This is a genomic window from Micromonospora sp. (assembly GCF_048594385.1).
Classification (GTDB): Bacteria; Actinomycetota; Actinomycetes; order Mycobacteriales; family Micromonosporaceae; genus Micromonospora; species Micromonospora wenchangensis.
Genome location: NZ_JBMDWU010000444.1, coordinates 1 through 3,722 on the forward strand (window position 1 = coordinate 1; position 3,722 = coordinate 3,722).

A 3,722-nucleotide genomic window follows, 5' to 3' on the forward strand; every position below is an offset into this window, starting at 1 on the left:
CGGGATGTCCTCGGTGGTCGCCTCCGAACACGACATCCTCGACGGCATCGCCTGGAGTCAGCAACCCGTCTGACCCCTGACCAACACCCTCCCCCCGGCCCTCTCTCCTCCCAGCCCTCTCCCCGCCCTCGCCCGCTCGACGTCGAGCCCGGTGATCAAGAGGTTTGCGTCAGAAAACCCCGTCGGGGATGACGCAAACTTCTTGATCACCGGGGCAAGGGTGTGGTGATCAAGAGGTTTGCGCCGAAAACTTGGGCGGGGATGACTCGAACCTCTTGATCACCGGAGCCGGAGCCGGAGCCGGAGCTGAGGCCGGAGCGGGAGCAGGGGGCAGGGTGAGGCGGGAGTTCGGGCCTGGTATCGCGTTGTTGACGGTAGTGCGCATTGCGCAGTAGTGTGTGATGCGTGGACACCACACAACTGCTCAAGGGTGTGCTCGACCTGGCCGTGCTCGCCGTGCTGCGGGATTCCGACGGCTACGGCTACGACATCCTGCGCCGGCTGCGCGAGGCCGGGCTGGAGGAGGTCGGCGACGCCTCGGTCTACGGCACCCTGCGCCGGCTCTTCGCCGCCGGCCTGCTCACCACCTACGTCGTGCCGAGCGAGGCAGGCCCGCACCGCAAGTACTACGCGCTCAACGTCGCCGGCCGTGACCAGCTCACCCGCTCCGGCAAGACCTGGCGCGCGTTCGCCACGACGATGGACCAGCTGCTCGACGATCGGGGGATGGCGGCATGACCGTCACTGGGCAGGAGATAACGGACTACGTCGAGCGGGTGCGGGCGGCACTGGCCGACCTGCCACCGCAGGTCCGCGAGGAGCTGACGGAAGACCTCCCGGAACACCTCGCCGAGGTCGCCGCCGAGGCCGACGGTTCGCTGGTCGACCGCCTCGGCACCCCCGAGGCGTACGCGGCGGAGCTGCGCGCCGCCGCCGGGGCGGGTGACCCGGCGGCCGGCCGGCGGGTGCTGGAACGGCGGATCGCCGCCGTGCTGGGGCGGGCCCGGGCCCGGATCGACCGGCTCGACAGCCGGTTCGGCCCCGTGTTCGGCCACGCCACGGCGGGGGAGTTCCTGCGGCTGTTGCGCCCGGCGTGGTGGGTGGCCCGCGCCTATCTGGCCGCGATGCTGCTCACCGGGATCAGCACCGACGGCCCGCTCGGCCTGCTGCCCCGGCTCGACGGCAACGAGTTCGTCGGCCTGCTGATGTTCGCCGGCCTGCTCTACGGCTCCGTCTGGTTGGGTCGGCGCACCCCTGAGCTGCGGTCCTGGCGGCGTTGGGCGTTGCACGCCAGTTCGGTGGTGCTGGCGATGTTCGCGATCGGCGCGGTGGCGAACGTGGACGACCACGCCCGTTCCGGTTACGAGTACGGCTACGAGTCGACCTCGGTGGACAACCCGTACAACGAGGTGCAGGACGTCTACGTCTACGACAGCGAGGGGCGGTTGGTGGAGAACGCCCGGCTCTTCGACCAGAACGGCACCCCGATCCGGCTGGGCTGGCCGGCCTGCGACGATCCCGCCCTGCCCGACGTCAACCCGGTGCAGCGCGGCTACCCGTACTGCCCGCAGCAGGCGCCGTTCCGGCCGCGTCCGCCGGCCGTCGCCCCGCTCCCGCCCGGGTCCGGCGTGGACCCCGGCGGGTCTCCCTCGCCGTCGCCGACCGCACCGGGTACCCCTCTGCCGACGGCCACCGCACCGAGCACCCCGGTGCCCACCGGATCCGTGCCGGTCGCGTCGCCCTCGGTGTCCGGGCCGGCGGGGGCACCCCTGCCCACCGTCACCGGTTGACCTGTCGTTCCTGGGAAATAGCTGAACGGACGATGGGGGCGGGGCAGCACGCGCTGATCTTCGTCGCTACGTTGTCGTCTGCTCATTCACCCCTCGGAAGGAAATTCAGTGTCAGAGCAGGTCGCATCGTCCCCCGCGCCGCAGGCAGAGCAGGTGGGCCAGCCCGAACCGGTGAACCCGGCCACCGCCGCGCAGCCGGAGGAGCCGAAGGGTGGCGGCGCGAAGAAGGCGCTCGGCATCATCGGCGCGATCGTCGCCTTCCTGGTGATCGCGGCGCTGAAGTTCGGCGTCGCCAGCGCCATCGGCAACTTCCTCAACCCCGACGAGACGGCCGAGGCGAAGGCCGGCGACTGCATCGCCGAGCTGCCGGAGGTGACCGGCACGCAGGAGAAGTCGGTCAGCGACGCCAAGGTGGTGAAGTGCACCTCGACCGAGGCCGTCTACAACGTGGTCGGCCGGGTCGAGGAGCAGACCGAGGCGCAGGCCAAGACCGGCAAGGCGTGCGAGCAGTACATCAAGGAGGGTGAGGACGGCTACGTCTTCTACAACATCGCCCCGGGCGGCAAGGGCTACCTGCTCTGCCTGACCAAGATGGCCTGACCGGCAGGGCCTGACGGCCCGGTACGACGATCCGCCGACGGCGGCGCGGGAATCCCGCGCCGCCGTCGGCGTGTTGCACTCCACCGTTTGGTGAACGGGAGGTATATGCCACTGTTCCGGCATCTTCCCGGCACGCGTACGGCGTGGCAGGCTACCGACACGTAGGAACGCCCTGCGACCAGCCAACGATGACTGACCGACAGGAGGACGGGCCGATGGGCGAGATGGTGCGTTACCGCCGCGACGCGGGGACCGGCGAGGGGTATCTCGCGATACCGTCCAGCGGCACGGCCAGCCCGGCGGTCATCGTCATCCAGGACTGGTGGGGCCTCGTCCCGCACATTCGTTCGGTGGTGGACCGGTTCGCCGACGCCGGCTTCGTCGCGCTGGCCCCCGACTTCCGGCACGGCCAGCCCGCCAGCAAGCCGAGCGAGCCCCGGCAGATGCTCAACAGCGTCCAGATGGACGAGGCGGCGGCCGACATCGCCGTGGCGGCGGAATACCTCGCCGGTCGGGCCGAGGTGACCGGCAAGGTGGGCTGCGCCGGCTTCTGCGCCGGGGCCAGCCTGGCGTTGTGGGCGGCCACCCGGGCCGAGCGGATCGTCGCCACCGCCGCCTTCTACCCCCGGCTGCCGTGGGACGGGATGCCCACCGAGTGGACCGACTACGCGGGCAAGGCGGCCGTCGTGCACTGCTCCGAGGCCGACGGCCTGTCCGCCGCCGACGGCGTACAGACCGTGCGCCGGGCCGTGGAGAACGCCGGCGGCACCTGCCAGACGTACGACTACCCGGGCACCGCGCACGCGTTCTTCAACGAGGACCGGCCGGAGAACTTCGACCAGCGGGCCGCCGCCACCGCCTGGGCCCGTACCCTCGAACTCTTCCGGGCCAAGCTTGGCTGAGTCCCGTACCCCCGCCGAGGTGGTCGCCCGCGCCGCGCGGGCGACCGACCTGGCCGACCTCGACGCGGCGGTCAGCGACTGTTTCGCCTGCCCGCGCCTGGTCGACTGGCGGGAGGAGGTCGCCCGGACCAAGCGGGCCGCGTTCCGCGACCAGGACTACTGGGGCCGCCCGGTGCCCGGCTTCGGCGCCCCGGACAACCGCACCGGGCGCGGCGGCGCGGGCCCGCCGGCCACCCCGCCCGGCCCGGTGTCCGAACCCCGGATCGGGATCCTCGGCCTGGCCCCGGCCGCGCCCGGCGGCAACCGGTCCCGCCGGGGCTTCACCCGTGACCGCTCCGGCCACGTGCTCTTCGCCGCCCAGCACCGGGCGGGGCTGGCCCACCAGCCGACAAGCCTCGCCGCCGACCACGGCCGCGCCCGCACCGGCGTC

General features: G+C 72.1%; 4 protein-coding genes and 1 pseudogene. All 5 read left to right on the forward strand.

The features are described 5' to 3' along the window. Positions 1-405 precede the first annotated feature (405 nt). Positions 406-738, forward strand: a complete 333-nt coding sequence (locus ACOJTC_RS24460; RefSeq protein WP_420118647.1) for a PadR family transcriptional regulator — start codon at positions 406-408, stop codon at positions 736-738. After that, positions 735-1,790: an HAAS signaling domain-containing protein gene (locus tag ACOJTC_RS24465; protein WP_420118648.1), complete on the forward strand. Its 1,056-nt coding sequence runs from the start codon at positions 735-737 to the stop codon at positions 1,788-1,790. Before ACOJTC_RS24460 ends, ACOJTC_RS24465 begins: the two co-directional genes overlap by 4 nt. Before the next feature lie 108 nt (positions 1,791-1,898). Next, positions 1,899-2,390, forward strand: a complete 492-nt coding sequence (locus ACOJTC_RS24470) for an LppU/SCO3897 family protein (RefSeq protein WP_420118649.1) — start codon at positions 1,899-1,901, stop codon at positions 2,388-2,390. A 215-nt stretch (positions 2,391-2,605) separates the two neighbouring features. Continuing rightward, positions 2,606-3,292, forward strand: coding sequence for a dienelactone hydrolase family protein (locus ACOJTC_RS24475; protein ID WP_420118650.1), 687 nt, complete (start codon positions 2,606-2,608; stop codon positions 3,290-3,292). After that, a pseudogene (locus tag ACOJTC_RS24480) lies at positions 3,285-3,722 on the forward strand (hypothetical protein); the annotation flags it as partial. The gene ACOJTC_RS24475 and the pseudogene ACOJTC_RS24480, both read left to right, overlap by 8 nt.

Coding starts and splice junctions, on each gene's coding strand:
- ACOJTC_RS24465 (WP_420118648.1), top strand. CDS start 735: ATGACCGTCACTGGGCAGGAGATAACGGACTACGTCGAGCGGGTGCGG.
- ACOJTC_RS24475 (WP_420118650.1), top strand. CDS start 2,606: ATGGGCGAGATGGTGCGTTACCGCCGCGACGCGGGGACCGGCGAGGGG.